22 protein-coding genes are annotated in these 26,634 nt (G+C 53.3%); 15 read left to right on the top strand and 7 right to left on the bottom strand.

All coding sequences use genetic code 11. The features are described from left to right. Positions 1 to 148 precede the first annotated feature (148 nt). The 6 genes from GZH47_RS03075 (at position 149) to GZH47_RS03050 (ending at position 6,808) form a co-directional block, all read left to right on the top strand. Positions 149 to 1,267 carry a GerAB/ArcD/ProY family transporter gene (locus GZH47_RS03075; RefSeq protein WP_162638485.1) on the top strand — a complete coding sequence of 373 codons (1,119 nt, stop codon included), beginning with the start codon at positions 149 to 151 and terminating at the stop codon, positions 1,265 to 1,267. Then, a complete protein-coding gene (locus GZH47_RS03070; RefSeq protein ID WP_162638484.1) occupies positions 1,239 to 2,687 on the top strand; it encodes a spore germination protein in 1,449 nt (482 codons plus the stop codon). The genes GZH47_RS03075 and GZH47_RS03070 overlap by 29 nt, the downstream gene beginning before the upstream one ends. Next, a complete protein-coding gene (locus GZH47_RS03065) occupies positions 2,684 to 3,838 on the top strand; it encodes a Ger(x)C family spore germination protein (RefSeq protein WP_162638483.1) in 1,155 nt (384 codons plus the stop codon). Before GZH47_RS03070 ends, GZH47_RS03065 begins: the two co-directional genes overlap by 4 nt. A 163-nt stretch (positions 3,839 to 4,001) precedes the next feature. After that, positions 4,002 to 4,748, top strand: coding sequence for a WecB/TagA/CpsF family glycosyltransferase (locus GZH47_RS03060; protein ID WP_162638482.1), 747 nt, complete (start codon positions 4,002 to 4,004; stop codon positions 4,746 to 4,748). 196 nt (positions 4,749 to 4,944) lie between these two features. Beyond that, a complete protein-coding gene (locus GZH47_RS03055) occupies positions 4,945 to 5,487 on the top strand; it encodes an RNA polymerase sigma factor (protein ID WP_162638481.1) in 543 nt (180 codons plus the stop codon). After that, positions 5,474 to 6,808, top strand: a complete 1,335-nt coding sequence (locus GZH47_RS03050; protein WP_162638480.1) for a DUF4179 domain-containing protein — start codon at positions 5,474 to 5,476, stop codon at positions 6,806 to 6,808. The genes GZH47_RS03055 and GZH47_RS03050 overlap by 14 nt, the downstream gene beginning before the upstream one ends. Positions 6,809 to 6,915: 107 nt before the next feature. On the opposite strand, the gene GZH47_RS03045 is transcribed toward GZH47_RS03050, so the two are convergent. The 3 genes from GZH47_RS03045 to GZH47_RS03035 form a co-directional block, all read right to left on the bottom strand. After that, the gene (locus tag GZH47_RS03045) at positions 6,916 to 7,272 is read right to left on the bottom strand and encodes a hypothetical protein (RefSeq protein ID WP_162638479.1); all 357 of its coding nucleotides are present in this window, start codon (positions 7,270 to 7,272) and stop codon (positions 6,916 to 6,918) included. 68 nt (positions 7,273 to 7,340) lie between these two features. Continuing rightward, positions 7,341 to 8,117, bottom strand: a complete 777-nt coding sequence (locus tag GZH47_RS03040; protein WP_162638478.1) for an ABC transporter ATP-binding protein — start codon at positions 8,115 to 8,117, stop codon at positions 7,341 to 7,343. A 122-nt stretch (positions 8,118 to 8,239) separates the two neighbouring features. After that, positions 8,240 to 9,469, bottom strand: coding sequence for an MFS transporter (locus GZH47_RS03035; protein WP_162638477.1), 1,230 nt, complete (start codon positions 9,467 to 9,469; stop codon positions 8,240 to 8,242). Positions 9,470 to 9,588: 119 nt separating this feature from the next. On the opposite strand from GZH47_RS03035, the gene GZH47_RS03030 reads away from it, so the two are divergent. Then, positions 9,589 to 10,428, top strand: coding sequence for an AraC family transcriptional regulator (locus GZH47_RS03030; protein WP_162638476.1), 840 nt, complete (start codon positions 9,589 to 9,591; stop codon positions 10,426 to 10,428). Between the two features lie 123 nt (positions 10,429 to 10,551). Here GZH47_RS03030 and GZH47_RS03025 read toward each other — a convergent pair whose 3' ends face one another. The 4 genes from GZH47_RS03025 to GZH47_RS03010 form a co-directional block, all read right to left on the bottom strand. Further along, positions 10,552 to 11,082: a stalk domain-containing protein gene (locus GZH47_RS03025; protein ID WP_162638475.1), complete on the bottom strand. Its 531-nt coding sequence runs from the start codon at positions 11,080 to 11,082 to the stop codon at positions 10,552 to 10,554. A gap of 110 nt (positions 11,083 to 11,192) precedes the next feature. Further along, positions 11,193 to 12,026, bottom strand: coding sequence for a hypothetical protein (locus GZH47_RS03020; protein WP_162638474.1), 834 nt, complete (start codon positions 12,024 to 12,026; stop codon positions 11,193 to 11,195). A 31-nt stretch (positions 12,027 to 12,057) separates the two neighbouring features. Then, positions 12,058 to 12,360 carry a hypothetical protein gene (locus GZH47_RS03015; RefSeq protein ID WP_162638473.1) on the bottom strand — a complete coding sequence of 101 codons (303 nt, stop codon included), beginning with the start codon at positions 12,358 to 12,360 and terminating at the stop codon, positions 12,058 to 12,060. 1,385 nt (positions 12,361 to 13,745) lie between these two features. Then, positions 13,746 to 15,815 carry a GxGYxYP domain-containing protein gene (locus tag GZH47_RS03010; RefSeq protein ID WP_162638472.1) on the bottom strand — a complete coding sequence of 690 codons (2,070 nt, stop codon included), beginning with the start codon at positions 15,813 to 15,815 and terminating at the stop codon, positions 13,746 to 13,748. 400 nt (positions 15,816 to 16,215) lie between these two features. Between GZH47_RS03010 and GZH47_RS03005 the strand changes: the two genes are divergently transcribed. The 8 genes from GZH47_RS03005 (at position 16,216) to GZH47_RS02970 (ending at position 26,571) form a co-directional block, all read left to right on the top strand. Next, complete coding sequence (locus tag GZH47_RS03005; protein WP_162638471.1) at positions 16,216 to 17,388, top strand: GntR family transcriptional regulator; 1,173 nt, start codon at positions 16,216 to 16,218, stop codon at positions 17,386 to 17,388. Positions 17,389 to 17,645: 257 nt separating this feature from the next. Beyond that, complete coding sequence (locus GZH47_RS03000) at positions 17,646 to 18,563, top strand: ABC transporter permease (protein ID WP_162638470.1); 918 nt, start codon at positions 17,646 to 17,648, stop codon at positions 18,561 to 18,563. A gap of 23 nt (positions 18,564 to 18,586) precedes the next feature. Then, complete coding sequence (locus GZH47_RS02995; RefSeq protein WP_162638469.1) at positions 18,587 to 19,483, top strand: carbohydrate ABC transporter permease; 897 nt, start codon at positions 18,587 to 18,589, stop codon at positions 19,481 to 19,483. Between the two features lie 138 nt (positions 19,484 to 19,621). Further along, positions 19,622 to 21,319 carry a type 2 periplasmic-binding domain-containing protein gene (locus tag GZH47_RS02990; RefSeq protein WP_162638468.1) on the top strand — a complete coding sequence of 566 codons (1,698 nt, stop codon included), beginning with the start codon at positions 19,622 to 19,624 and terminating at the stop codon, positions 21,317 to 21,319. A 95-nt stretch (positions 21,320 to 21,414) separates the two neighbouring features. After that, the gene (locus tag GZH47_RS02985) at positions 21,415 to 23,658 is read left to right on the top strand and encodes a hypothetical protein (protein ID WP_162638467.1); all 2,244 of its coding nucleotides are present in this window, start codon (positions 21,415 to 21,417) and stop codon (positions 23,656 to 23,658) included. A gap of 327 nt (positions 23,659 to 23,985) precedes the next feature. Next, on the top strand, positions 23,986 to 24,621 hold the full coding sequence (locus tag GZH47_RS02980) for an FMN-dependent NADH-azoreductase (RefSeq protein ID WP_162638466.1): 636 nt from the start codon (positions 23,986 to 23,988) through the stop codon (positions 24,619 to 24,621). Between the two features lie 225 nt (positions 24,622 to 24,846). Beyond that, entirely contained in the window at positions 24,847 to 25,950 is a 1,104-nt protein-coding gene (locus tag GZH47_RS02975) for a hypothetical protein (protein ID WP_162638465.1), read from the top strand. 18 nt (positions 25,951 to 25,968) lie between these two features. Next, on the top strand, positions 25,969 to 26,571 hold the full coding sequence (locus tag GZH47_RS02970; protein ID WP_162638464.1) for a hypothetical protein: 603 nt from the start codon (positions 25,969 to 25,971) through the stop codon (positions 26,569 to 26,571). Positions 26,572 to 26,634: the final 63 nt, after the last annotated feature.

The following is a 26,634-nucleotide window of genomic DNA, read 5'->3' as shown; positions in this document are numbered from 1 at the left end:
TGGAATGGATAGGAATGGATTGCGTTCATTGTACCATATTGCGGCAGATCGGGGCGTGCTGGCCGTTGTCTAGTCCATCTGCAGACCGGATGAAAATCCGAATTATGGAAAACAATATAGAAAATTCCCTTCCTAAAGGTGCGTGAAGATGAATACGTTTAAAATTTCTCTCGTGCAGGCGTTTCTGCTGCTTACCATTACTTCGGCCGTCACGAATCAGACGACCCTCATTCCGCTAATCCTGAAGGTTTCGGGCAGAGACTCCTGGATCAGCGTCCTCATGGCCTTCGTGCCGGGCATCATCCTACTCCTCATGCTTCAATTTATTATGAATGCCACGATGAAGGAATCCATCATCCCTTGGGTTAAGCGTCATTTCGGCTCGTTCGCCAGTTGGATGATCGCGCTGCCGATTATGATCTACTTGCTGTCCGACAGCCTGATTACGTTGAAGGATACGACGAATTGGGTAGATACGACTTTTCTGCAGGAGACGCCGCGTTTCGTCATCGCGGCTTCGCTGACGCTGCTGTGCTACATGACGGCGCAAGCGGGCATCTGGTCGATCACATTATGTGCAGGCGTGCTGCTGCCGGTCTTCATCTTGCTGGAACTCTTCTTGTTGCTCGTCAATATGCAGTATAAGAACTACCAGTACGTGATGCCCGTATTAGAGCAAGGGTTGACCCCGGTGTGGCACGGGACGATATTCTCTACGCATACCGTGATGGAAGTCGTGATTGTGCTGTTCATCCAGCACCATATCCAAGCCAAAATTCGGCCTTCCTTCGTACTGCTCCTGATTGTCGTCCAGGTCGGACTCGTGCTCGGTACGCTGCTGGATATATTAACGAACTTCTCGCCGGGAGAAGTAGCCTTGCAGCGATACCCGACCTTCGAGCAGTGGGGACTGGTTACGTTAGGCAAAAACGTTGCCCACCTTGATTTTCTATCGATCTACGAATGGCTGAGCGGAGCCTTCATCCGCTTATCGCTTTGCATGTATATCATCATGGAGTTGTGCCAATTCAAGAGCAAGCGGTCTCGGACAACGGCGCTCCTCGCCTTGACCCTGTTTATGTTGATCACGTCGCTGTTTCCGATCGGCGATCCCCTGTTCGTCTGGTTTCTGCGGGAGAAATTTTATCCTTTCGCGTTGATTTTCGTTTTCGCCGTGCTTGGCCTGCTGCTAGTATTTGCCGTCATTGTTCGCATTAGAGAGAGGGGAGGCCATAGCCATGCAGTCGGATCAAACTCGACCTCTTGAATCCGATTTGCGGCAGCTGTTCGAGAAATGCGCCGATGTTAACTTCCAGCCTGTTCAGCTGATGAACGAGGAAAGCCGGTGGGGCATCCTGTTCGTCTATTGCGAAGGATTGATCGACGGCAAACGCATTGACCAGTCCATCATTCCGCAGTTGGAGAAGCTGACTGCCGATCAGGTGGAATCGGGCGAGCTAGGGAACCTGTCGTTCCAGCCGCTCGATAAGGACCAGCAAGCCATTATAGATGATGTATTCTCCGGGAAACTGCTGCTCGTCTTCGACCGTCTCGATAAGCTCTATACGTTGGATATATCGGACCCACCGCAGAGGCAACCGCAGGAATCCAATACGGAAGTGTCCGTGAAAGGGCCGCGCGACGGCTTCACGGAGCAGGTATCCATGAATATTGCCCTCATCCGTAAACGCCTTCGCACGAAAACCCTATGCTGCGAAAGCTACGTGATCGGCAGAAGGAGCCGCACCAAGGTAGCGCTTCTGTACGAGAGCGATATTATCGATCCGACATTGATCGAAACCGCCCGCAAGAGGATCGGAAAAATCGACGTGGATGCGCTCGTCAGCAGCGAGGAGCTGGCGGAGTACATCTCGGATTCTCCTTTTCGCCTATTTCCTTTAATCGATTATATCGGAAGGCCGGATTTTGCGGTTGAAGCGCTTCTACGGGGCCGATTCGTCATTATTGTCGACGGCACGCCGATGGTGCTTATTGCTCCGGCAACGTTGACGTCCTTGCTGAAGACGCCTGAAGACATTCATGCCTCCTATATCTTCGTGGCGTGCGAATCGCTCTTGCGGTATCTTGGACTCTTCATGGGTATTTTTATTCCCGGCTTCTATGTCGCGCTTACATCGTATCATCTGGACCAAATACCGATTACTACGTTGGCGACGGTCATTAATGTAAGCAAAGGATTGCCGATCCCCGCGCCTTTAGAAGCTTTTCTCATGCAGATCACGTTCGAGTTGTTCCGGGAAGCAGGGATCCGGCTGCCCAAAGGGGTCGGACAGACGGTTACTGTGGTCGGGGGGCTATTCATCGGTCAAGCGGCGATCGAGGCAGGCTTAACTTCCCCGGCTATGCTGGTGGTGACCGCCTTATCCATGGTGTCGACCTATACCTTGGTCAATCAATCGTTGAGCGGCTTGGTGACCTTGCTGCGGCTGTACATCTTGGCATGCGCGTCATTCCTTGGCATGTACGGCTTCTTCTGGGGCATGTTCGCTCTTCTTGTGTACCTGACCCGAATACAGTCCTTCGGAGTGCCGTATCTGGCGCCGATATCGCCGCCTGTCTTTAAAGATATGCTGATGGCGTTGCTCACGAAACCAAGAATCTCGATGCGGACAAGACCGCTCATTTATAAACCGGCCGATGTGGACCGAAAGGAGGGAGAAAAATGAAGAAAATAGTCGGTACCGCCGTTACGCTGTTCGCTGCCGGTCTTGTGATTACGGGATGCTGGGATGTCAAGACGGTATCCGACTATAACTTCGTGACCGCGATGGGGATCGATTATAATGCTGGCAAGTATACGATCTACGTGGAGTTGATGGATTTCGGCGACATGGGCAGCCAAGAGGAGACGTCGGCCGACGACAGGTCGAAGGTGTGGGTCGGTAAGAGCGAAGGCGAAACCTTGTACGAGGCTATTAACGAATTGTACAAAACGTCGCAGCAAAACTTATACTGGGACCATCTCATGGCCATCGTTTTTAGCGAAGGCGCGTTGAAAAACGAAATCAACGTCTTCTTTGACTCGATCCCGCGTTTTCCTCAGATTCGTTATAATACCTGGGTCTTCGGTACTCGCGAACCCATCGACGACCTGTTCAAGAATTCAACGTTTTTTAATCTTTCGCCGATTTCGAACCTCTTGCATAATCCGAAGGTGCTTCATAATCAACTGTCCTACATTTCGCCGATTCGGCTGAATACCGTCTTAGCCAACGCGGAAGAAAAGGGGGAAACCGATCTCATCCCGAGGTTGACGCTCAAGCCGAAGAGCTGGGAGAATGAGACGAAGTTTCAAACCGTCCTGAAGATGAGCGGCGCTTATGCGCTGAACAGCGGGAAAGCGGAACAGAAATTCAATGAAAAGCAGCTGGAAGGCATACGATGGGTGAATCTCAAGACGCGGCGGGCGGTTGTGCCGATCAGCAAGGACGGCAAGCGATTAGGGTCGTTATTGGTTATAAAGCCCAAGAAGAAAACGAAAATCGTTTTGCAAGCGGGGAAGCCCGTCATTTCCCTCCATATAAAATTTACCGGCGTGGTCGAGGAAGTATTAATGCCGTCGAAGGCCAAGCAGTTCAAGGAAATCGCAGAGAAGAAGATTGCGGAAGAGGTCCTCGAAACCTATCGGACAGGCATAACGAAGCATGCCGATGTCTACGACTTTCAACAATACTTGTACCGCCGTAAACCGAAAGCCTATCGAACGTTAACGGCCGCAAGCGCGAATGACGGACTGTTCTTAACCGAGGATTCGTTACGAAACGTGAAGGTTACCGTTAACATCGCCCATTCGAGCATGTACGATATGGAGCCTTAGCTGGCGGCGGATAGCGATCGATGGCTCGATTATCGCATACGCCTAATATCCAGGCTGACAACTTGTCCGGCGACGAATTCGAGTATGCGTCGACTTGGTATCGTTAATCGAGGATATTTATGTTAGATTATGGAGAAAAGAAGCGAAGGCAGGTACAACCACGATGACCGATCATTCGAAAATTATGGGGATCCCGGTGCCGAAACTAACGATGGCGGAGACTGTGGCCAGAGTGCAAGCCGTTATCCAAGCCAAGAAACAGAAGCTGTACCATATCGTTACGCTGAATCCGGAGATCGCGATGTCCTGTCAGCAGGACCAGGAGCTGCGCGGCATTATCGACGAAGCCGACTTGCTGACGGCGGACGGGATCGGCATCGTCATGGTCTCCCGCATGCGGCGGAATCCGCTTCCCGAACGCGTGACCGGGTGCGATCTGCTCTTCGAGCTGCTGGAAGCCGGCAACCGGCGCCAATGGTCGTTCTATTTGCTCGGCGGCAGCGAGGAAACCAACAAACGCGCGGCGGAAGTCATGCAAGCGCAGTATCCCCGCGCGGTCGTAGCCGGCCGGCAGCACGGCTTCTTCGATCCGTCGGAAGACGAGCGAATCGCGGCGGACATTACAGCCAAACGGCCGGACGTGCTCGTCGTCGCGCTGGGCGCGCCGAAAGCAGAACGCTGGATCCATGCCTACAAGGACAGGCTCGATGCCTCCATTGCCGTCGGTGTAGGAGGCAGCTTGGACATCGTTGCCGGAACGGTCAAGCGCGCCCCGCGAATCTGGCAGCGGCTGCACGCGGAATGGCTCTTTCGGCTGATCAATCAGCCGTCGCGCTGGCGCCGGCAGCTGATATTGCCGCGGTTTGCGCTGAAGGCGTTGTTCTACAAGGAACGCGGGGAATTATCCTGAGGCGTTAAGTATGGAAATGAATCCGTTTCGTATGCGATAATCAAGAACGGTTCATCCGAATGATGATGAAGCAGCCCGCGAGGCTGCTTTTTTAATGGCTAATTGCGGCTGTTCATGCATACCAGGCCGATTAAAAGGCTCCGGCAATGAACTTTTTGCGCTCCTGCATGCTCTTAACTATGAAAGGGGAGAGATCTTGATGGTAAGCCGTCTTGTCAGACAAGCCCAAAAAGGCAACAAAGAGGCTCTATTACAACTAATCATGGCCGACCGGGACGCTTATTATCGTCTTGCCTACACCTACATGGGGAACGAGCATGACGCGATGGATGCGATGGAGGATATGATTGTCACGCTCTATGAGAAGATCGGGCAATTGCAAAAGGGGGAAGCGTTCTATAGTTGGAGCAAAACCATTCTGGTCAATCGATGCAAAGCGCTGCTCCGCAAGAACGGGAAATTCCAGCCGTTGGAGGAAGAACTCGAAACGTCGGTGCCGGCACTAACGGAGGCCGATCCGTACCGGATTACGGAATCCGAAATGGATATGCAGACGCTGCTCGCCCACTTGAACGCGCAGCAGCGGGAGGCGATCGAGCTTCGTTACGTGCATGACTTTCCCTATCAGACGATCGCGGATATGACAGGCGTGCCGTTAGGCACGATCAAGTCGCGAATTTCGCAGGGCATGCAGAAATTGAGAGACATCGTCGGAGGTGAGCGCTATGAATACCATTGAAGAGAAATTCAATCAGCACAAAGAAAACTTGAATCAGATCAAAGCGCCAAGCGAAATGGAAGATCGCCTGCGGCAAGCGCTGCATCGCGTCCCGGCGAAGAAGCCAAAGCGGAAACGCGCATGGACATGGAGCCTGACGGCGGCCGCGGCGCTGATGCTGTTCGTCCTCGTGTATCAATATCCGGCCTTTGCTTATTACGGGGGCAAGCTGCTCAATCGGAACGATCTGTACTCGCTTAGCTTCTCCGAACTCGCCGAACAAGGGTATGGACAAACCGTCGGCAAAAGCAAAACGCTCAAGGACGGTACCGTCCTTACTATTAACGGCGTCATCGCGGACGATAATGCTTTTCTGATGTATTATACGATCGATCTCCCGGAGGGCCAGACGTTTAAGATCGAAGACGCCAGCCGGTTCGATATTTACAAAATAAAAGGTTTCCTGACGGATTCCCACTCGACAGAGGGCGGAAGCAATTTCAATAAAGATCGGACCCAACTGCAGGGTATTCAAAAATTCGAGCCGGTCAGCCCGTTCTCGCGGACGTTAACGGTCGAATTCAGCGAGTGGCTGGAAGCCGGTACAACGGAGAAAGCCGGCAAGAAGGCGACCTACCCGATCTCGTTCAAATTCGAGGCGAATAAGGCGATGAAGAGCATGATTCAAAAGGATCTGGCGATTTCCGTGCCCGTCGACCAAGGCAAGATCGTGTATGATTCGATCACAGCTTCGCCCACTGCAACGGTGATCAAAGGGCACTACGAGATGGACAATGGCGAACCGCCGAGATATCCGGGCACAACGAAGCTTACAGTGAATGGGGGCGAAGTGAATTCCGTAGGAATGAGGACCAAATTATTGCTGGATAAGATAACGGATTTCGAACTCGATTACGACGTGCTGCCGAGCGACAAAATTGAATCGATGGACATCGTACTCGAGAACTTCACCGGTTACCAGAAGGTGACGGAGCCGATCTCGCTGACATCGCCTTCGGATCGATCGATCCGAATCGGCACGGAGAAGGTATTCGTTCGAAGCGTGACCAAGACCGCGTCCGGCTACGATATCGACATCGCAAGGGCACAGTTTACGCAGTTAGACACCGACCACTTATTCGTACAGGCCGGCGGCAAGCAGGTGCCGATTGCATCGATATCGCAGGCGCGTCCATGGGATTTGGGAAACAATAACGTGTTCTGGGAGCAGACGTATGCCGTGAAGACGGCGGACAAGCCGGAATTGCTTCTGTTAACCGGCTTCCACTACATTAAGCCGTATAAGAAGACGGTATCGATTCCGATCGGCACCGACAAGTAGAACGCCGCAGTAAGGATGCAGAGCGACAGGCAGATAACGGAAACAACGGGAGCCGGTCATTTGACCGGCTCCCGTTGTTATTGGTTCTGATCGGTTTCGTTACGCGGCTACCAGCCGGAACGCATCATCAGATACGCGATCAAATAGGCGGCGGACGTCAGGCCGAACAGCGCGTAGATACCTGGCGTGCACGCCAGGTACAGACTGATCGGCAGCGACCAGATGAAGGAGGCGAGCAGCAGGTAGGGCTTGGCGAACCAGGAGGCGCCTGCCGCCAGCACGGCAGGAAGCAGCAGCGTCCAACACGTTCGAATCAATACCGCGTGCGCGTTATCTCCCGATTCGGCGTACAGGTTGGCGAAGTTGAATGACAACCACAGCAGGATGGACGCTGCGGCCGCGGTCAGCCCGAGAACGGCGGATTTGAGCATGCCGTTACGTTTAGTCGAGATGGTTTGCATCATTCTTGACAACCTCCTTCCGTGGCACCGTGTACCCGGCATCATTGCTAACCGTCCGTCTGTTCGTAACTTTATTCCGCTACGCGCACGTAGACTCGCTCGCCGTGCTTCTCCACCGCGACCGGCGATTCGAAGAATTCGCTCAGTCCATCTGAAGTAAGCACGTCCTCCGTAAGGCCGCTCCGCACGACCTCGCCGCCCCGGATGAGGAGCGCATGCGTAAACGCCGGCAATATCTCTTCCGTGTGATGGGTGACGTAAATCAAGGTCGGCGCGTCGGGACGCTCGGCCAGATACTTGATGCTTGCGAGCAGTCTTTCGCGGGAGAAGAGGTCCAGCCCGTTGCACGGTTCGTCCAGAATGAGCACGCGCGGCTGCGCCATCAGCGCGCGGGCGATGAGCAGCTTCTGCTTCTCGCCCTGCGAACAGGTGCGGAATTCGCGGTCCCACAGATGGGCGCAGCCCAATGTTTCCATCAGGGAGCGGGCGGTATCAAGATCCGCCTCCGAGACCTGGTCGTACAGCCCGATCGTCGCGTGCTTGCCGCTGATGACGATGTTCTGCGTCCGGTCCGTCGCGTACAGTTTCTCCTGCAGCGACGTGCTGACCCAGCCGATTTCTTTGCGCAGCACGCGCAGGTCGACTTCGCCGAAACGGTGGCCGAGGACGCTGACGGAGCCTTCCGACGGCCAGAAGTAGCCGTTCACCAAGTTCAGCAGCGTCGTTTTGCCGGAACCGTTCAGTCCGAGCAGCGCCCAATGCTGACCGGGAGATACTTGCCAGCTCACGTCTTTCAACAGCGTGAGCGGCCCATTGCGCCAAGTGACATGTTGAATATCGATAATCATATGAAGTCCGTCATGCTCCTTTCAAGATGCCTTGCCAGTATAAAGGATGAACATTGCTGCTTCCATTGTACGCCTGTCAGCCCGATTCCTCAATTATTAGCCCCTGTATTCGCTTCGACCGATTACGCGGCTTCCGTATGTCCCATCAGCTTGGAATCGCGCGGCAGCAAGAAAGCGCAGATGCCGAGCAGGGGCAGGAAGGAACAAAGTCCGATGACGAAATCGCCGCCCATTCGGTCCATGAGCGAGCCGAGCAGCACGGAACCGAGTCCTCCCATGCCGAAGGCGAGGCCGAAGAACAACCCGGAAACGGTACCGACATGACGCGGCATCAGCTCCTGCGCATAAACGATGATGACGGAGAAGCCGGACATGAGGATCAGTCCGATCGCGCAGCAGAGCAGCATGGCGGCAGCCGGGCTGACGTAAGGGAGCAGCAGCGAGAAAGGCGCCGTGACGGCGATGGAGATCCAGATCATCGTCTTGCGGCCGAACCGGTCGGCCAGCGGTCCGCCGATCAAAGTGCCGACCATGCCGGCGAACTGCAGCGCGAACAAGCAGATCTGAGCCCGGGATAAAGGCAAATGATAATGATCCATGAAGTAGAACGAGTAGAACCCCGTCATGCCGGCAATATAGACGAATTTGGAGAAAAGCAGCACGATCAGCAGCGCCATCGCGCCTGCGATGAACAGCTTCGAATGGACCGGACGATCCGTCCGGCCGGCGCCGGATGCGCCTTTCGGCTTGGCCGGAGCAGCGGCAAGCTGGCTGGCGTACCAGCGGCCGATGACAATCTGCACGGCGATGCCGATGACGGCCGCGATGGTAAACCATAGGAAGCCGGTTTGGCCGTGCGGCAGCAGCACGAAGGCGACGAGCAGAGGCGCAAGCGCTTGGCCGGTGTTGCCGCCGACCTGGAAGACCGATTGCGCCATGCCGCTCCCCCGGCCCGCTGCCATGCGGGCTACGCGCGACGATTCCGGGTGGAGCACGGAAGATCCGATGCCGATCAGCACCGCGGCACCAAGCAGCATCCAGAGGGAGCCGGCGTACGCGAAGCCGAGCACGCCGATCAGCGAGAAGAGCATGCCGAGCGGGAGCAGGTTCGGCATCGGCCTGCGATCGGACAGGTATCCGATGAACGGCTGAAGCAGGGAGGCCGTAATATTGAGCGTGAACGCCACCCAGCCGATCTGGGTATACGAAAGCTGCAGCGAAGATTGGAACAGCGGGAAAGCGGAAGGCACGGCGTTCTGCATCGCATCGTTGAGCAGATGGGCGAAGCTGACGCCGGCCAGCATCCAGACGGCGGGATTGCGCGGCGCGGCGATCGCGGCGGTTTGAGACATGGGTCATGACCCCTTTCGATTTTTCTACATTGTAGCGGAATCGAAGAAGGGGGTCGTTGCGAATAGTGCTGCCTAGCGAGCAATTTTTGCTATACTAGGTGCAGGTGAAGCCGATGGAGATGAAAGCAGAGACAGAATGGATCGAGTTGTGGCAGGGCAGCGAGGATTTCAAGAACGTTCCCCATGCGCATGAAGATTGGATGCAGGTGACGCTGCCGATCCAAGGAACCTGCCACTTTACGCAGGAGGCGCGCAGCTACGCGCTAGAGCAGGGCAGCGGTCTCATCCAGCCGCCTGGAACGAATCACCATTTTCAGATCGGCGCGCGCACGTCCGTCATCATTCTCAAGGTTCGCGAACGCGGGATTGGCGGCATGAACGCGATTCAGCCCCGTTTCGAGGCGGGTGCGCGGCAGGATATCCGGCAGTCGTTCGTTGCGGACGACATCGTGAGCCGGTTCCGGCAATGGATGCTTGCGCTGATTCAAGGCCAGGCATTGGCGGATCCGCTGGCCGTGCAGGAAGTGGAGATCGACGTCGTGCGTTATTTGGGCAGGTTAACGGGCGTGACGAGCGGCGTTCCATCCCCGGAATCAGGTTGGGGCGCAGCAGGGACAGCGGGGACCGCGCTGCCGATCGGAGGGATCGATCCCCACTTGCGGCGGGCGCTCGCATATATGCATGATTGTTACGAGAACGCGATCAGCATCGATGATTTGGCGGGAATCGCGCTGCAAAGCCGGTTTCATTTCATTCGTACCTTCCGCGAGACGATGGGGACGACGCCGTATCAATATCTATTGAAGCTGCGCATGGACGAAGCGATGAACCGGCTGCGGCGCTCGGACGCGACGGTCGGCCAGATCAGCGCGGATCTCGGGTTCTCCAGCACGAGCCAGTTTCACAGGGCTTTCCTGAAAATGACAGGGGTCACGCCGCAGGCCTTCCGCTTGCAGTGAGCGCGATCTCGCACGCTGGCCAGTGATTCATAGTAGTGCACGAATGCGACAAACGCCCGGGACGATATCGTCTCCGGGCGTTTGTGCGCGGTGCAAAGCCCCTCGCGTTTGAAATTTATACTGTTAGCTTTTTATAAGAAGTGATGAATGAATTGTTTGGTCCTTTGGTGTGGAGTCATTTGTATCAATGTAATCGATGTTTAAGAAAGATAACTTCTGTTTCCACAAATCTTCTTCTGACCCTGATTTAAATTCCGCATAACGATCAAATAAATAAGCAAAATAGGGAAATCTTAAATAGGTTCTTCCATCTTTGAAATAAGCCCAGCCATCCGGAAGCGTGATTTGATTACTATTAGGTTTGAAGTTTTCAGAAAAGGGGATCACGAGTTCCTTTCCATTGTTCTTTATAGCTACAAACTTAGCTTTGTTGTCCCAAACTACTTGATCACTAAATTTCTCAAACAGAGCTCGGATTCCTACATCATGTCCTTTAACTATTAACTTTTGTGCATTTTTTCCGCTCATCGCAATACTAATTTCAGTGAACTTGGTATCAGTGCTTATAGGTGGGATTTTGTTCTCAAATAAGATAGCTGACGATGCAAATGCATGTACGGCTAAAGTGCCATAAATTAACACTATTGCATACATACATAGAAGCAGCTTCCTCAAGTTTAGTCTTCTTAGCACGTTAACATCTCCTTTAGAGGACTTTTCCCCCTTTTAGACTCTATCTTTGTCAAAAATGTTGCATTTATTAATTAATTTGTATCGACTGTTTGGCTTTGAGTCGATATATCACCAGAGACTGGAGGTGAATAAGTTGCAGCGGAACTTGGCCAGTAAGCAGTTCCGTATATTTTATTATTGTACAGATTTGAATCTAGCAAACCAGTGCTATAATTTACATTCGTTGATCCATCTGTTTTAAGAAGAGTTGAACCTGCATAATTCAAAGAAATATAACCTAGTGCCTGAGTTCCGTCGTACCCGTCCTTGCCGATGGCTAGTACTCTTTTCGCTCTCATTTCAGCTAGTTGTGTACTTGTAAAGGATCTTGCATAGGTAAAGCTCAAGTTTTGAACTACATTATTTACATTTGTTCCATTCGAATAGTATTTTAGTTTTCCAGAAGCAATTTCGTAACGAAGATTACTTGTAAATGCAGTTCCGGCTTTATAACGAGGTGGAATACTGCCGGGAGGATTCGCGGCATCATCAGAGAGAATTAGGGAACCTCCATTTACTCTGATATAAGATGAAAAATTGTTATTGGCTTGACTTACCTGAATGCCTCCTTCCATGGAAAGGTAATCGGAAGGATGAGTATCAACTTTGTAATCTAATCCATTATAAATGTAAGCGACAGCACCCGACCCAGTAATATTAAAGTCACCCGAAATATTAGAAGGGAGAGTAAATTGAGTTTTGGAGCCGATATATCCTTTTACGCTAGTTTGTCTAATAAAGGCTCCAGAGTCATCGCCATTAATACGGGGATTGTTATAGGCAAAAGTAGTAAACGAATCTTCCTCATTTGCATTGGATGCAAGCGATTCGTCAGTTTTAGGAGTAATATCGATTTTATCATACAAGTTAGCGTTCCTGTCATAAACAGTTCCACTCTCATCCATAGATATATGATTGGTCAACCATTTCTTGCGCAACTTCCTCTAGTGTAGATTCGTTGTTCACCTCATTAGTGTTAATGCCCATTTCAGATAGAGTTTTGGCTTTCTGTGTATTACTCTGTTGCTTTAATTCTTGAAGGTAATATGCAGCATCTTCAATTTTAATTTTTTCAATTTCATTTTTAATATTCACTAGATTTGACGTACTTGAAACATCCTCTGCAGATACACTTGATAAAATACTACTTGAAATAACTAGACCACAGACAGTTGAGAGAATGAATAACTTATTTTTCATTTTCTTCCTCCGAATGGATAATTTAGTAACGTTAAAGATTATAACAGAATGATGTAATAGATCACGGGTAAAAAGAACCAGGAATTTATCATTTTTTTGTCGGTTACTGTCGACAATGCTGCTAGAGGTTCATGAAATAAGCGTGAAGCATTAATCGAATAATGCTGCGATTCAGTTTATCGGCGTGAAGTCAAATCGCATTCCGCCGGCAAGCCTGCGGCACGCGCTAGCCGTTCTCTTCTTTGGACGAGTGACGGCGCTTAGAGAGCTCATCTGACTCAAATCGTTCTCTAGTGCTATTGCTGGATTGGTCAAAACGATCATGAGCGATATTTGTAAGGGGACGGGGGAAGAGTAGGGCGTTCACCTGACGTTATGCAGATTGTAAAGGAAAACGGAGGAAAGTTTCTTCTGTCATCGTACTACTGCGCTCATTCAGACTCCTCCTATGCTGGGAGCATCGCCTACGTATGCTTGGCTTTGAGCGGCGGTGTCATCCTGAATCCTGATGAAGAATCGTGAAGAAACCGTTCAGAAGGAAAAAACTGAAGCCGATCGATTTGCTGGCATATGCCGAATTCGTAAAAAAGAACTTGGATATTATTGACCACAAAATAGTAATCTAGGCTCAAGGAGCGAACAAGGAATGGACGATATATTCGATAAAGCTATCGTTATATCAAAACTGTAATGGGGATCTGGACGCCAAATGCGCGGGTTATCTGTCATGGTAACACATTCCAGCGAGGATTAAACGAGACGCTAGTATTGACTGAAGCAGCAAAAGAAAACGAGTCTAATTTGATTTGTTCGGAAAATCGTGTCACTTTCTGCGATGACTGTAGAATGGTGATCCAGGTCGACGAATCTGTAGGTGCTGAACATAACCTCGTACTTTCACTGCAATCGATAGGTATTGAAGCTGCGATGCAGCAGACCAGTAGAATGAATAGTGCCTGTGGCGTAAATACAACGAGTGAAGGTTAATATCTCATTACATTTAATTTTGATGGTGATTGAATGTATGTAGGATATGAATATGGTGCTGTAGAGGCGGCCTTGCTGTTCACTCGCTTTGATTTTTGAAAACTTGCATGGAGACGTGATAAAGTGTCTCCTAGCTTTTCGAATTTGAATCGGTTAGGTTCGGATGAGAAGGATGCTGGATGCTGGATAGAAAGGAAGCTCTCGGGAAATGCAGCCCCGAGAGCTTCTTTTTAGCTGCGTAGGCGAAGGCTTTACGACCAATTGGATGCGTGATGTCATTTTCAATAAGAGGGCGCATTTTTTTAGGCATGCGATGGTCGGATACCTTATTAATTTCATTGATAAGCTTTTGGATCATCTCACGATTTGCTTCATTTCGCGTATGGATCTTTTTGTGCTTATTGCGCTTTGGCCGGCAAGCCGTTCGCCTCGCGCACGAGCGAGAAGTACTGGTCGGCTCTGACAGCCTGGTACTCGCTGCCAAGCGATGCGTTCAAAGCGGCGACATCGGAAGGCGTCATGCTCCATGCCAGCAGACCGAGCGAGACGAAGAGCGGGGACTTGCCGTCCCAATTCGCTTTGGCTTCGTCGAGAATGCGTTTGCCGTCCTGCACGGTGCTGATGCCTTGGATCGTCGATACCGGCAGCTTGCCGCCTTCGACCGAGATGCCGAAGCGGTCTTCCCAGCTCAGGAACAGGCCCGGCACATGGTATTCGTTCGTGTAGGCGTTGACTTTGGCTTCGCTCAGCGGCACGTTTTGGCCGTCGACGCGGTTAAGCACGTACGGAATCGTCATGCCGGTTTTCTTCATGTACGCATACGATTGTTTCAAATAAGGCGCGAACGTCTCGTCCGGCCATGCGTTCGGGTAGAAGTAGCCGGCGCCGGACGGTCCGGCGATCAGCTGGTCGTTCGGCGTAGCGGTGCTCAAGTAATGGTCGAGCATGACCGGCGCGCCGTCATACAGCAGCGGGCTCGACGTCCAGTTGATCGGCACCTTGCCGCGGCTCGGATCGTCCCACAGCACGCGCATCCGGTGCTGGTTATACTGGAAGTTGTCGCCTTCGCTGAAGGTGTAGGTGACGTAGATTTTATTGTCCAGCTTCGGCGTCTTCGCGGGAGCGGGCAGCTTCGCTTTCATGGACGTGCCGGAGAATACCGACATGTTGCTGAACCAATCCGCCGCCAGGACGTATACGCTGTGCTGCGACGTGATTTCGACGGAATTGAATTCCCCCTGCACGTCGTTGCTGAACCAGCCCAAGTACGGCGTGCCCGGCTTGACGTCGGAGAGGATGCGTTCGAACAACTCGCGCTGCTCCGGCACGTTCGCGTCGAGCCAGAACACCATCGCCTTGTTGGCGACCGCGTAATCCCGCAAGTAGCCGTAAGGCTCTTTCTGCTCCGAAGACAGCGGCTGATCGTTGCCGGCCGATACTTTGAATTGATTCCACATATCGACGGAGGCGGTCAATTGCTTCGTGCCTGCAGGCGGCGTGAACTTGTACACGAAGTAGCGGCCGTTATCGGCAAAACGGTGGCCGCCGTTGCCCGAAGAGACCTGCGAGCTCTGCGCGTCATACAAGAACGGCTTTTCTTCCGGAGTGCCGGGCACGAAATGGGCGATCGTCTGACCGTCTGCTTTCACGGTCACTTCATGCACGGCGGAGCCCCAGCCATCCTGCGTAAAAGCATCGTCGAAACGCAGATACACCGCGTCTTTGCCGACGAACGGCGACAGATCGAGATCGTAGACGCTGCGGTTCTTCCCGTCGCGTTCCTGCGTCGTATCCGCGGCGATCGTCTTGAAGGAAGCGGGGAGGCCGTCCGGAATGCGGATGGACGTATCCGGGCTCAGTCCGATCAGCATCCGGTGCGTCGTCTGATTCCAGAGATGCTCGTACTGCCAAGTGTAGGCGTCAAGCCGATCCTTGAACTTCCCGCGAAGATCGTCCAGCACCTTCAAGCCGTAAGGCGCGGCTGTCAGCTTCTCCGCCAGTTCGGGACTGGCGACGAGGGCATCCTGCAGGCCGGCCATCGTCGTAGCGACATTAATGGAGTCGGGCACGTTCGGATCGTACACGATGACGCCTTTCACTTCGCTCTTGAACGTCTGCAGGAGATCCCAGTAGTTATCGCGTACTTTATAAGGAACATCGATATCGTTCAGCCACGTGAATTTGCCTTCTTCTTTGCTCTCGAGCAAATACATGCGGGGCTGCTTGCGGTTGACGATGCCTTGCAGCGCGGCCAGCATGATCTTCACGTCGCCGGGCGCATCGTAAATATCCGCGACTTCAAGCTGTTTGACTTTGGCGAAACTAGGCAGCAATTGGTCGGAAGGCCACGTAATCGTGCTTTTATCCTTTGCGGCAGCAGGCTGCGCCGGGGTTTCCGCCGATGCGCCGATCGTAAAAGTCAGCGTGCAGGCGAGCGCCAGTCCCGCGGTCGTAAACTTTCGAATCATGAATCAAGCACCTCGTTCCATTAGTTTGATCAATCTGATTTCTGCATCCCTTGTCCTCAGCGGAGCTGCTTGCAGCTTGCAATCAATCCGTACTTGCCCTGCTTCTTGCTCAAGACGCATAGCCCGTCTATTTCCAGCCGGTCACCTCCTCGCATTCCAACATCGTCTGTTGCAAGCCATGTGTTTACCAACACAGTTTATATTTAATATATTGTATATAAAGATACAATACTTTCGACAAAACCTCTTATTATTCTCGGTGAAATTGTACATTATCTAGGTCGGAGGGGTTATTTTGCGATAAAAAAAGGGGTAATTGGCATAGAGAATCCTGCTTGCATAGCAGCAAGCAAAAATATATTATATATACTAATATGATACCGAGAATTGGTGGTGTGAAATGAGCACAGCTGACCGGATACCGCTATATCAGAAGATCCAAGATTACATCCGCGACTTAATCGAATCAGAAGGTTTGAAGGAAGGCGACCGGATTCCGACGGAGAAAGAGCTGATGGAGCAGTTCAACGTCAGCAAAATAACAGTCGTTAACGCGCTTTCCGGACTTGCGAACGAGAAATTCATCACGCGCGTGCCCGGACGGGGCAGCTTCGTGAGCGGGCGCGGGAAAGAAGCTTTGATCGAAACGAATCAGCAGCCCGCCTCGGCAAGCGCGCCGTCAGGAGCCTCGGCTTCGGAACAAGGCGAATTCGGAAGGCGGACCGGAGTCGTCGGTCTCGTAATGCCCTCGATTTACGATTTCTTCGCGATCCGGCTCGTCGAAGGGATTCGGCGCACGTTGGAAGAGAGGGGCTGCCGCTGCATCATACTGCTGTCCGGCGGCGAAATAAAGCAGGAAATCGAAGCGATCCGGACGCTGAAAGACATCGGTGTCGAAGGGCTGCTCATCTTCCCGGTCGATGAAGAACGCTACAATGAAGAGATACTGGCCATGAAGTTTTCGGGTTTTCCGTTCGTGCTGATCGACCGCTTCCTGCCTGGCGTCGAGACGAATTACATCGCTGCGGACGGAAGGATGGGGGCGAGTCTGGCAGTCGACCATCTGTGGGAGCTTGGCCACCGCGAAATCGCCATTTGCTCCGATTCCCCGCTGCAGACGATCACGGTGCAGGAACGGATCGAAGGCTATATGAACGCGCTCAAGAACAAGGGCGCGCTTATCAATCCGGCGCATATGATCACGGAATTCAGCATGGATGAAACCGATGATCCGGAACGGCATCCGTTGTATCGTTACATCCGCAACCGGATGGCGACGGCTTATATAACGCTGAACGGCAGACTCGGCATCGAAATATATCAAATGGCGCGGCAGGCGGGACTTAAAGTTCCGGGCGACGTGTCCATTGTCAGTTTCGACGATCCGACTTCGATGTCGGAGGATTTCAGCATCTTCACGCATGTCAAGCAATACGAGTACGACATGGGGTGCAGAGCGGCGGAGATGCTGCTGCAGATCATCCGCAATGGCAAAGGCGGCAAATATATGAAGACGCTCATCGAACCCGAGCTCGTTGTCCGTCAAACATCCGGTTCTCCCAACGCCAAATAGTGTTTCCGCCATGAAGCCCGGCTTCCTACGACTAGGAAGCCGGGCTTTTGCGTTGTGCCGGAAGAAGCGGATTCAAGCAGCCGGCCGGAGGTTAACAGTAAGGTGGATTAAACTTTTTATAAAATACAAAAAAACATATTGAATATATACAATAGATACTATATATTATTTGTAAGAAGTAGGAAGGGTACAGCCCGATTGAAACAAACGTGGTTCAAAGGACTGCGCCTACACCATTCGCAAGGAGGAAACGCGATATGACCGCATCATTGCTTTGGAAGCGCATTTGGCGGCACAAAATCTTTTATCTGTTCATGCTGCCTGGCGTCATCTGGTTTTTTCTGTTTTCTTACGTGCCGCTCTACGGCATCCAAGTCGCGTTCCGCGATTTCAGATTCACCGGTGGTTTCACCGGCAGCCCTTGGGCCGGCTTGAAGTATTTCCATCAATTTTTCGATTACTACCAATCCAAAGAAATCATACGCAATACGATCCTGATCAGCGGGATGAAGCTATGTATCGGATTCTTGACGCCGATCGTGCTCGCGATTCTGCTCAACGAGGTTCGCAACGTTGCTTTTAAGAAAACGGTGCAAACGCTTTCGTATTTGCCTTACTTCGTATCGTGGGTCGTCGTCGTCACGCTGATGCAGCGGCTGCTCTCCCAATACGGAGGTCCGGTCAACAACTTCCTGGAATCGATCGGCCTGGTGAATGAGCCGATTCAATTCCTGAACAACACGAGTTGGTTCTACCAAATGATCATCGGTTCGGATATATGGAAGAACATCGGCTGGAACTCGATCATCTACATCGCCGCGATTGCCGGCATCGACCAGCAGCAATACGAAGCCGCGAAGATCGACGGCGCGGGACGGTTCAAGCAAATCTGGCATATCACGCTGCCCGGCATTCGCAATATCGCCGTTATCTTGTTCATCCTCGCCACGGGAAGCTTGATGAGCGCGGGTTACGAACAGCTGCTCCTGTTGAACGGACCGGCCACGGCGTCGATCGGCAGCGTGCTCGACGTGCATGTTATTAACGCGGGTATCGGCTCCGGACGACTCAGTTACGCCGCCGCGGTAGGCTTGTTCCAAAGCGTCATCGCGCTCATCTTGATTTTGACGGTCAACCGCGTAGCGCGCAAAGTCAGCGATGTGTCCCTTTTCTAATTCCGCAGGAAGGAGTAACCGACATGAAGAAACGGCTTATCTCGCCATTTGATGTGCTTAATTATATCGTTCTGGCACTGCTCGGATTTTCCATGATCTATCCGTTCATTTACATTCTCGTCTACTCGCTCAACGACGGTAAGGATTCCATGATGGGCGCGCTCTACTTCTTTCCCCGGAAATTCACGTTCGATAACTACGCGCAGGTGTTCGACAATCCGAAGATATGGGCGGCTTACAAAATCACGCTCATGCGGACGCTGCTCGGGACGTTCCTCTCCGTGTTCCTAAGCACGATGATGGCGTACGCGCTGTCGAAGAAGACGCTGCCCGGACGGACGTTCTTCACCTTCTACATCTTTTTGCCGACGATCTTCAGCGCGGGATTCATCCCTTACTTCATCACGCTGCAGAAGCTGCATCTCATCAATACGTTCTGGGTGTACGTCATTCCGTCGCTGTTCAGCTTCATGCATATCGTCATTATTCGCACGTTCCTGCAGGGCATTCCGGAGGAGCTCGAAGAATCGGCGCGGATCGACGGATACGGCGATTTTCAAATTTTCACCCGCATCATCCTGCCGTTGTCGGGACCGGTGCTGGCGACGATCGGGCTGTTCGTCGGGGTCGCCCATTGGAATGACTGGTTTACGGGTGCGTATTACGTGTCGAATAAGGATCTGATTCCGGTTCAAACGCTGCTTCAGCAAATGTTGACGGAAGCGGAAGCGTTGTCGAACGCCGCGCAGCAGGCATCCCAGAATGGCGGGCAGACGATTAACGTCAATATGGCGGGCTCGACGCCGGAGTCGCTGCGAATGGCATTGCTCGTTATCGCGGTATTCCCGATTCTATGCGTATATCCGTTCCTGCAGCGTTTCTTCGTTAAAGGCACCATGATCGGTTCGGTCAAAGGCTGATCGCTCGTGAAAGAAATGAAGTTCGGATAACGGTTCTCGCTGCGCGATCCGGCGGTCGGTTCCCCGTTGAACCTTTCGGCTGCCGTCGCGGACGAAACTTTATCATATACCATAATCGAATAATTTGGAGGGGTTCGTATGTGGAACAAGAAGAGAACGACCGTTTCTTCGATGGTCGCATTGACATTGGTCGGCGGTATGCTCGCTGGCTGCAGCGACAACGGCAATAATGGGGGCAGCGCCGGCAACGCCGGCAACGGAGGCAATACGAGCACGAATAACGGCGGTTCGTCCGAAACGGCGAGCAACAAAGAGGTTACGATCAAAATCCTTCATAATTGGAACGGCTCGGGTGCGGGCGACGTCGACATGACGCCGATCGCGAATGCGATCAAAGAGAAAACAGGCGTTACCGTGAAATTCGATTATACGAAGGGCAGCGAGGTCGAGAAGGTGAACACGATCTTCGCAACGCAGGATTTGCCCGATGTTTATACCGGCCCGGCATGGGGCGGCGAACTCGACGGCATCATAAAAGCGGCTAACGAGGACCAGCTCGTCGACATTTCGGATAAACTGGACAAATACCCGAACCTGGCTAAAGAGATCGCGAAGGAGAACGTTCCTCCGGCTTTGTACGACAAAGCGATCGGCGCCTTCGGCGACAAGAAATATATGCTCTACCAGAACCAGCCGGCAAGCGAGAAGGACGCGAACGATTGGCTCTACGGCTTCTATGTACGGAAAGATATCGCGGGCAAAATCGGCATCGACCCGCAATCCGTTCATACGAAAGACGACTTGTACAATTTCCTCAAGAAAATCAAAGACGCTAATCTGCAAGAGAACGGAATGCCGGTATTCCCGCTTGGCGGCTTCTCCAACGGCTGGGCGGTCGGAATCGGCAACACGATGTTCTACGGATCCGATTATATCGACAAAGGCGACGGCACGCTCGAGCATACGTTCATGTCGAAGCAATACGAGGATTACACGCTCTACTACCGCAAGCTGATCTCCGAAGGACTGCTCGATCCGGAAACGTTCACACAGACGGATCCGATCGCCAAGGAGAAAATCAATCAAGGACGCATTGCTGTTCTGGCAGCGCACTATCCGGCCATTCTCGATGCATCCAAGGATTACGTGAAAGCGCATCCGGGCACCGATTTCGTTCCGGTAGGACCGCTGGAGCGCGCTGGCGCCGAAGAGAACCGTCCTGTCGATCTCGGCATCCAAGGCAACAACGTTACGGTTATCACGAAAAAGAACAAGAACGTGGACGCGTCGCTTAAACTGCTCGACTTCCTCGCTTCCGACGAAGGCTTCAAACTCGTGCATTACGGCGTAGAAGGCGTGCACTACGACATGGTGGACGGCAAACCGGTCGCGAAGAAAGATTTCTTCGATAAATTCAACGCGGACGCGACGGGCAAAGCGAAGAAGAACGAAGGCTTCGGCATCGGCTTCGAATCCATGACGGGTCTTGACCGCACGAACACGCTCGGCGGCGATATCTGGGCCGACCAAGAACGTATTGCCGCTATGGACAATGCGCGCAAAATCCTTCGTCCGAACGGAATTAGCGTAATCAGCGCTTACGCGCCTGGCGACGTGCTTGCGAAATCGCCTGAATACGAATCGCTCAAGCCGTCCATGGATCAAATCGGCGACGTATGGAAACAAGCGGTATTCGCGAAATCCGATGAAGCCGCATTGAAAATCATCAACGATCTGCGTAACCAAATGAAGAAAACGGGCTACGAGGACGCAATGAAATACACCAACGAAAACCTGAAAGGCAAAGAAGTCGTCACGCTTCAAATGCCAAACTAATTGAAGTTTGATGTCCACTCACAGCCTCGCCGGCGCAAGCCGGCAGGCTTTTTTAATCGACAATCAGCTATGGAACGGATAGGAGACGATGAGACATGGCACGCAGAATGAAGGCGAATCCCGAATGGACGGGGTTTCAGGAGTCGCGCCCGTATGGAACGAAGTATGATTTGCGCACCGATTTCGTGATGGTGTACGGCATCGGAAACGATCTGCCGGCACGTATCGAAGGCTGGAAGAAGGCGGGTTATACGATTCACTTGATGACGGGCGTTTCATGGGGCGAGTACCAGGATTATCTGTACGGTAAATTCGATGGCCGCGATCACTGGGACGAAGCGCAGACGGACCGTGCCGGGAATCATATCTTGCATGGCAAAGACGTGCCGTACATGGTGCCGACGATCTCGTTCTCGGAATATCTCGCTACCTATATCAAGAAGGCGATCGATTGCGGCATCGAAGCGATTCATATGGAAGAGCCGGAGTTCTGGGCGCAATCGGGCTATTCCGAGGCGTTCAAGCGCGAGTGGCTCACCTATTACGGGGAAGATTGGATTCCGCCGCATTCCTCGCCGGATGCGCAGTATCGGGCGTCCAAGCTGAAAGCGGCCATGTATTACCGGGCATTGGACCGGATTTGCAGTCAAATGAAGGAATACGCGCTCGTCACTTACGATCGGACCGTACGCTTCTACGTGCCGACGCACAGTCTCATCAACTATACGCAGTGGCGGATCGTCAGTCCCGAGGCGATGCTGGTATCGATGCCTGCGTGCGACGGCTTTATCGCCCAGATTTGGACGGGCACGGCGCGAACGGCGAATGTCTACAAAGGCGTTCGGCGCGAGCGTACGTTCGAAACGGCGTACCTGGAGTACGGCATCATGCAGGAGCTGACGCGCGGCACGGGCCGGGAGATGTGGTTTCTGCACGATCCGATCGAGGATAACCCGCGCTATACGTGGAGCGACTATCGTTTCAATTACCGGCAAACCGTCGTCGCATCGCTGCTTCATCCCGGCGTGAGCCAATACGAGGTATGCCCTTGGCCTTGGCGCGTGTTCTCGCTCAAGTATCCGACCGAAGACGGCACGGGCAAAGAGACGATTCCCGGCGAATACGCAACCGTTCTGCTGACGGTCATGAGCGTGCTGCGGGACATGCACAACCATGAGGAAGAAGCGGGCAGCGCTTCATACACGCGGGGCATCGGCCTTTGCCTGGCCAATTCGGCCATGTATCAGCGGGGCGATGTCATCGGCGAGGACGATGAACGCGAGGCATTCAAGTACGACGGCACCGATTCGGCCGATAACCTGACTGCGGAGCAGCGCGACCTGCTCGATTGGTCCGCGTTCTACGGACTGGCGCTGCCGCTCGTGAAGAAAGGCATTCCGCTTCGTCCCGTGCAGCTGGACAATATTCTGACGTTCCCGGGCTACGTCGACGATTATCGGGTCCTGCTGCTCAGCTACGAGTTTATGAAGCCGGAGCATCCCGGCATTCATCAAGCGCTGGGGCAGTGGGTGAGAGAAGGCGGCGTGCTTATCTATGCGGGAGACGGCTCCGATCCGTTCCATGACGTGCGGGAATGGTGGAACCGCGGCAACGGCAGCCGGAAGTATAATCGGGCCGAGGAGCATTTGTTCGAATCGCTGGGACTTGGCCGCGAGCCTGCGGAAGGCGAACACGAGGTAGGCAGCGGCGCGGTTATCTACCTGCGCGTCAATCCGGTCGTGCTGTCGCAGTCCGGCGAAGGCGCGGAGCTCGTAACGGACAGCGTCCGCCGCGCGTTGGACATTCGCGGGGAAGGGCTGGATTATTACGAGGACGGCATCCTGCAGATTCAACGCGGTCCGTATGTGATCGCGCAGGCGATGGATGAGACGGGCCCGGACGCCGGCGCGGTCATGCACGGTTCGTTCATCGATTTGTTCGAGGCTGACTTGCCGGTCCGCAGCAGCGTTGAACTGAAACCGGGCGATAACTGCTTGTTGTATGACTTGAGCTACACCGCGGGAGCGGCAGCTGACGCGGCTGCGGGGAACGAAGGCGGCGGAACTTCGGCAGACGGGGCAATCGCGGCATCGCCGTCGCCGATCCTCATCAGTTCATCGCGCGTTCGCGGCGAGACCGGCGAGGCGAACCGGTTCAGCTATGTGTCCGAATCGCCTTCGGACATGACGGTTCGTACGCGCATTCGCATCGCGGCGGCGCCGAAGCGGGTAACCGCGGGCGGAATGGAGATAGAATGTCAATACGATGCCTCGTCCGGTACGCTTCTTGTCAGTCATCCCGGGGTGCCGACCGGCGTGGAAGTCGCTATTGAATTGTAAAGCGCCGATCGTTGCGACGTAATCAGCGCGATGACCGGGCTCTGAGGATTCATTTCGTATGGATGCTGCTGCGCAAAGCAAAGCGGCTTCTGACCGGTTAAATAGAAACGACTATGATCTTGACTATAGCTGTAAAATTGACTGCTCTCAGGGACTGGGGGCGGTTTTTTTGTTTCCTGTAATCGTGTATGGAAACTTTGGAAATGACAGGTGGTATCCTTCGAGGTACCTGAGCACATTAATGTGCCTTCTTCACAACGGCGCGAAAAAGACGGATAATGAAAAAGTCTTAAAATGAAGATAAACGGAAAGGAAGTTAATCACAACATGGCAACTGTACTGTACATTACTGCACATCCTCACGACCATCAAGTTTCTTTCAGCATGGCGGTAGGAAAAGAATTCATTGATGCTTATCGCGAAGCCAACCCAACGGATGAAATCGTTCATCTGGACCTATACAACGAGAACATCCCGCATATCGATGCTGACGTATTCGCAGGCTGGGGCAAACTACAATCCGGCGCCGGTTTCGACCAACTGTCGGATGCCGAGAAAGCGAAAGTCGCGCGTCTTGGCCAGCTCGTCGATCAATTCGTCGCTGCGGACAAGTACGTGTTCGTATCGCCGATGTGGAACTTCTCGTTCCCTCCGGTTCTGAAAGCATACGTCGATTCCGTCGCGGTAGCGGGCAAAACGTTCAAATACACTTCCGAAGGTCCTGTAGGCTTGCTTACGGACAAAAAAGGACTGCACATCCAAGCGAGCGGCGGCGTGTATTCCGAAGGTCCGGCTGCGGCGTTCGAAAGCGGCTTTAGCTATCTGAAAAAAATCTCCATGTTCTTCGGCATCCCGTCCTTCGAACCGTTGTTCGTCGAAGGCGTAGCAGCTAACCCTGCAGCGGCGCCGGAAATCAAAGCCAACGCGATCGTGAAAGCGAAAGAGCTGGCGAAATCGTTTTAATCGAACCATTCATACATCCAACCGCGACTGACATCGCGCTCATAGACCGGGCAAGAAGGATTCCATCCTCTCTTGCCCGGTCTTTTTTGCATTCGGGCATGAAGCCGTTTTTTCGTAAATGCGCATCTGTTTCTGTGGTAAGATGAATAAGAATTTCAACAATTATGAAACAAGATCGACGATACCGCGTACAATTCATTACTATCGTTAATGGAGGTCGTAAATATGGGATTAATGGATTGGATCAGAGAAGGCATTACGGGTCAGAAAATATGCCCGATCGAGCATTTGGAAGCTTACAAGCGATTGGGCGAGCAAGTGTATTCGCTGCACGTGGAGCTGGCCGGGAGCCAATCGCCGCGCTCGCTCGCTTTCGTTCAAGCGGCAAGAAGCCTGCAGACGATGGCGGATGCCTTGATCGGAGACGCGCTGGACGGCAATCAACCGAAACCGGTGCCGATTATTACGCATGATCAAGCGGATGTATGGTACGGCGCGCTGCCGGATATTATGGTTGCCGCAAGGCAGGAAAGCGCGTTCGCGAACTCCGCGCGGATGGCTCTTCCCGTAACGCTCGGCAAGCAGCTTGAAGGACCGCAGCCTTGTCCGGAGCAGCATCTGGCCGGTCTGCGCCGCGCCGCGGGCGACATGGAAGAGCTGTTGAAGCTCGACATCGATCTGGCCCGCGCCGAGGGTGAGCGCTACAAGGAAGCCATACTGTTGTACGAAGAAGCGAGGACGCGCAGACAGGCGGGCGATTCCATCGTCGGCACGATTTCCAACGGGCGCCGCGTCTCCGCCGAGTCGCATGAAGAAGCGGAAGAGCAATATTGGATCGCATTGTCCAATTTCATTCTGATCGCGCAAGGATTGAAGGATCCTGAACTGTTGAAGCGGGGGCCGGGTAACTTGAACGCGAATCGCAACAGGCCTGCCAATAAGACCTGCAAGCTGGATTCCCGCGATATTTGGAAAGTGACCTCGGAGCTGGCGATTCGCGACATCAACCGTTCCGGCGAACGCGCCCAGGCGATCGAGGATCTGAACGAGCACTGGGAACTGTTCGTGGAGACGCCGGTCGAGCGCGAATACGAAACGACGGTGGAAGAGCTGCTGGCGAAGGGCATGATCAAGGAAGATTCCTATTGGTACTGCTGTCCGTTCCCTTCCGTTTACCGGGTCAACTCCCCGTACGTCCACGTGCTGGGCAGAGAGATCCCGCGCGGCCATGTGTTCGTCTACGAATACGGCGACGACGGCGAGCCGGGAAAATTCATCACGCAAGCGTCGTTCCAAGCGGCGGATTCGCGTAAATATTGCGAAGACTAAAGCGGCGGGAGCGATAATATGGGTTTACTAGGCCGAGTGAAAGGCTGGTTCCGAGCCGACGAGCCGGCCGGCAGCCGCGGCGAGCCGACGTTCGAAGCTTATCTGGAAGCTGCCGGCGAGAAGCTGCGCGAATTCGCCGTCGCCATCAGCAAGCTGGAATCCGAGCTGCTGAGCGTGAAGGAACGCATGCGCGGACTGGAACGGCAGGCGGCTGCTTGCCGCGGTCAGGCCGAGGCGTCGGCGGCGCGGAGTGACGCGGACGGGGCGAGATCCGCGCTGGAACGCGAACATCACTGCAAGCAGCAGCTGGCGGCCGTTCAGCGTTCCGCGTCGAGTATGGAAGAGAGTATCTTTCAGACAAAAACGCGCTACGCCCTCTTCAAGCAATCCGTTGACGAAGCGAGCGCGAAACACGATAAGCTGCTCATGAGAACGCTGGCTGCATCGGCCGAATGGGAAGCGGGCAAAGCGGTCGCGTCGAAGCAGCAGGAGGAGCGGCTTAAGCGGCTGTCGCATGAAACGTTGACGGCCGAGGCGCTGTCGGAGCTGCGGCAAGGCGGCGACGGAACGGATGCCATTGAAGAAGAAATTGCGAAGCTGCTGCGGGAACGGAAATCTTGATAAACGCAGCAGACAAGAAGAAGCAGTCCCTCCAGGGCAACCCGGAAGGACTGCTTCTTTGCG

The sequence above is a fragment of the Paenibacillus rhizovicinus genome, assembly GCF_010365285.1.
GTDB classification, from domain to species: Bacteria; Bacillota; Bacilli; order Paenibacillales; family Paenibacillaceae; genus Paenibacillus_Z; species Paenibacillus_Z rhizovicinus.
Note: the sequence above shows the minus strand (reverse complement) of the source record. Positions and strands in the feature narration are given on the sequence as shown.